The sequence below is a fragment of the Micromonospora sp. ATLC16 genome (assembly GCF_057196645.1).
In genome coordinates this window covers 1-2,533 of sequence record NZ_JBXUOW010000145.1, presented here as the reverse complement: position 1 = coordinate 2,533, position 2,533 = coordinate 1, and the positions used below count along the sequence as shown (strand labels likewise).

At 73.9% G+C, this 2,533-nt stretch carries 3 protein-coding genes and 1 pseudogene; all 4 read right to left on the bottom strand.

Annotation, left to right across the window (positions count from 1 at the left end):
* The coding region (locus AC2CHE_RS26720; protein ID WP_484507589.1) for an MFS transporter at nt 1-670 on the bottom strand (670 nt) is incomplete at its 3' end.
* A 69-nt stretch (nt 671-739) separates the two neighbouring features.
* Entirely contained in the window at nt 740-868 is a 129-nt protein-coding gene (locus AC2CHE_RS26715; protein ID WP_484507590.1) for a hypothetical protein, read from the bottom strand.
* 8 nt (nt 869-876) lie between these two features.
* Nucleotides 877-960: pseudogene (locus tag AC2CHE_RS26710) on the bottom strand (hypothetical protein); the annotation flags it as partial.
* Nucleotides 961-1,172: 212 nt separating this feature from the next.
* Nucleotides 1,173-1,874 (bottom strand): UdgX family uracil-DNA binding protein, encoded by a 702-nt coding sequence (locus AC2CHE_RS26705; protein WP_484507588.1) that lies wholly within the window; start codon nt 1,872-1,874, stop codon nt 1,173-1,175.
* Nucleotides 1,875-2,533: the final 659 nt, after the last annotated feature.

Sequence of the window (2,533 nt, the reverse complement as noted above, 5' to 3'; positions counted from 1 at the left end):
GCTCGGACGCGCCGGCCCGGGCCGCCGCGAGCCGGCGCGCGGTGAGCAGTGGGTCGGGCCGCAACCACAGCAGCAGTACGCCGGCGGCGAGCACGAACGCGACGGCGCTGAACGCGAACGGGCCGGACAGCGCCGGCAGCCCCCAGCCGCTGGTGGTGCGGTCGGCGAGAGCGGCGAAGTTCGGGGCGGCCACCGCGCCGATGGTGGTGGCCCAGACGATCAGCGACAGTTGCCGGGCGCGGCGGTCCGGTTCGGCGAGGTCGACCGCGGCGTAGCGGGCCTGGAGGTTGGCGGCGGCGCCGCCGCCGAAGAGGAGCATGCCGAGAAAGAGCAGGGGCACCGACCGGGTCGCCGCGGCGAGCACGACAAGCACCCCGCCCAACGCCCCGACCAGGTACGCGACGGCCAGGCCGGGGCGGCGGCCGTACCCGGTGATGATCCGGGTGACCGGCACGGCGAGCAGTGCGGCGCCGACCACGGCGGCGCTCTGCGTCAGGCCGGCCACGGCGGTGCCGGCGATCTCGGCGGCGAGCAGGGCGCCGACTGCGATGCCGATGGTCACCCCGATGCCGCCGACGATCTGGGTGATGAAGAGCAGCCGCAGGGTACGCCGCTGGATCGGCGCGACGTCTGGGTGCGCCGTCTGCGTGGTGGTCAGGTCAGTGGCCAACGGGAGGCTCCTCGGGTAAGGGGTGACCATCCTTTCGCACCCGACCGACAGCCGGCAGCCCGGTTTTCGTCATAGCCCCAGGCCGCGACCGATGATCTCCGTGGTGCCGCCGTAGACGGTCTGCACCCGGCTGTCCAGCCAGGCCCCGCCACCGGGTACTCCGCCATGAAGCCGTAGCCGCCGGGCAATTGCACGCACCGTTCGGCCACCCGGTTCTGCAACTCCGTGGTCCACCACTTGGCCTTGGCCGCGTCGGTCCTCGACAGCCGGCCGGCGTTGAACTCGGCCACGCAGTGGTTGACGAAGGTCCGCGCGATGGTGACCTCGGTGTCCAGTTCGGCGAGCGCGAGCACCGCGCGCCGGACGCGCCAGCGGAGGTACGCCGGCAGTTCGGCGCGGAGGCTCTCGCCACTGGCCCGGTCCGATCACCTGCCAGGTGCCGGTTCTGCCCCGCCGACATCACGGCCAGTCTCCACTGGGGACGATCGGCCGGCCGGTGGCGTCAGCCGGCGAGGGCGCGAGCCGCGACGGTGAGGTCGGCGACCAGTCCGTCGTACGCCACGTCCTGGTTGTCGGCCCGGAGCACGGCGGACGGGTGGATGGTGGCCAGCAGCTGGGCCGGGGGCGCGTCGGTGGTCCCTCCGGCGCTGTCCACCGGTACCCGTTGGAAGTCCTCCGGGTGTTGGGCGGCGGCCGGCCAGGGCAGCAGTTCGCCGCGCTGACGGGTGACCCGGAACGTCGGGCCGAGCAGCGCTTTCGCGGCGGTCGCCCCGAGCACCACGATCACCTCGGGGGTCAGCTGGGCGAACTCGGCGACCAGCCACGGCCGGCAGGCGGTGATGTGCACCCGGTCGGGGGTCTGGTGGATCCGGCGCTTACCACGCAGTTCGAAGCGGAAGTGCTTCACGGCGTTGGTGAGGTAGATGTGGGCCGGGTCCAGCTTGGCGTCGTCGACCGCCTTGCGCAGCAGTCGGCCGGCGGGGCCCACGAAGGGCAGCCCCTTCTGGTCCTCCATGTCGCCGGGCTGCTCGCCGACGAAGACCACCCTGGCACTGGCGTCGCCCCGACCGAAGACGGTCTGGGAAGCGTCCCGGTACAGCTCGCAGCCTCGGCAGCCGGTGGCGGCGGCCCGCAGGTCGTCGAGGGTGTCGGCCTGCGGCGGAATGAACCGCTGTGCGCCGGGCGCGGTGTCGGTGTCGGCCATGGCGACTGTTCTACCCGCTGTGGCGCGGCCCACGCGAGCAGGAGCGCGGGTTGGCACCGACGTCCGCGTCCCGGTCCGGGCATCAAACACCCCGGGGGCCGCCGCCCAGGTCCGCCCGCCCCAGCCGACCCACCTCCGCCCGCCCCGGCCGACCCAGGTCCGCCCGCCCCGGCCGGCTCAGGACGCCGACCCACGTCCGCCCGCCCCGGCCGGCTCAGGACGGCGGCCCACCTCCGCCGACCCAGGTCCGCCCGCCCCGGCCGGCTCAGGACAGCGAGCCAGGTCCGCCCGCCCCGGCCGGCTCAGGACAGCGAGCCGGGTCCGCCCGCCTCAGCCAGTTCACGACGCCGATCCACGTCCGCGCGCCCCAGCCAGCCTAGAAGCCGGCCCGGGATCCCGGCCGACGAGCCGGCCCGACATACCGCAACTTGGCGTATCCGCTGGATGGGAGGGCCCGAGATGCCGCAAGCCGCGCCGGAGCCACTCCTGACGCCCGCCTCCTGCCGCAGACTCACGCCGCAACAACAACATCGGCGACGTCGCTGCCCTGACCCCCTACCGAAGCAGCAACATCGGGGATATTGCCGCCTCAAACCCGCCTCAGGCAGCAACATCGGGGATATTGCAGCCTCGTCGGGCGGCGGCGCAGCGTTGGCGGC

Excerpts from the sequence above, each read along its gene's own strand:
- AC2CHE_RS26705 (WP_484507588.1), bottom strand. The coding sequence starts at position 1,874 with ATGGCCGACACCGACACCGCGCCCGGCGCACAGCGGTTCATTCCGCCG.